1 protein-coding gene and 1 pseudogene are annotated in these 640 nt (G+C 75.3%); both read left to right on the top strand.

Annotated features, from left to right (window positions below; genetic code table 11):
• Positions 1 to 435: pseudogene (locus tag ACJA3G_RS38190) on the top strand (monooxygenase); the annotation flags it as partial.
• Positions 342 to 554 carry a putative leader peptide gene (locus ACJA3G_RS38185; protein ID WP_406557574.1) on the top strand — a complete coding sequence of 71 codons (213 nt, stop codon included), beginning with the start codon at positions 342 to 344 and terminating at the stop codon, positions 552 to 554. The pseudogene ACJA3G_RS38190 and the gene ACJA3G_RS38185, both read left to right, overlap by 94 nt.
• Positions 555 to 640 lie beyond the last annotated feature (86 nt).

The raw sequence follows: 640 nt of genomic DNA, 5'->3' as shown, positions 1-640 counted from the left end.
CCCCTCGCACCCCCACCCGCCGAGGCGCACACACCGGTCGGCACCCAGGTGGGCGCACCCGTCGACGACGTCCCGGTCACCGCGCCGGACGGGTCGGTGGTGGCCCTGCGGGACCGGCTCGGCCGGGGCCGGCTCCTGGTGGTCCTGATCGCCCCCGGCACCGGCGTCTGGGACCGGCGGCACTGGCTGACCGCCGGGGTGATGCCGCGCCTGACGGCCGCGGTCAACACCCTGCCCGCCGGGGCCGAGTTGCTGGTGGCCGAGGCGTATCCGGGAGCGGCGGCCCACACGGTGCTGCTCGTACGCCCCGACGGGCACCTGATCGCGGCGTTCGAGGGGGTGTGGCCGGGCGAGCTGTACACGGCCGCCGACGCGGCGCGCGGCGGGGCCGTCGCCCACGCGCGCGTGGAGGACCGCACCGCGGACATCAATTGACCCGCACAGGCGCACATGGTGTACTCCGGAACGTGACCGACACCTATGCGCGCCTGTGGCGGAGGGTCCATATGGACCTCGTCCGCTACGCGGGCTGCGTGTGTCGCCCGTCCCGCTGATTCGCCCCTCCCCCGCGCGCCGCCAATCCGCTTTCCGGCGTACGCGCGCACCCGCGAACTCCCCAGGACGGCTCACCGTGTCACCT

It is taken from the genome of Streptomyces sp. YS-3 (assembly GCF_045257485.1).
Taxonomy (GTDB): domain Bacteria; phylum Actinomycetota; class Actinomycetes; order Streptomycetales; family Streptomycetaceae; genus Streptomyces.
The sequence above is the reverse complement of the archived record's forward strand: the minus strand, read 5'-3'. Positions and strand labels throughout refer to the sequence as shown.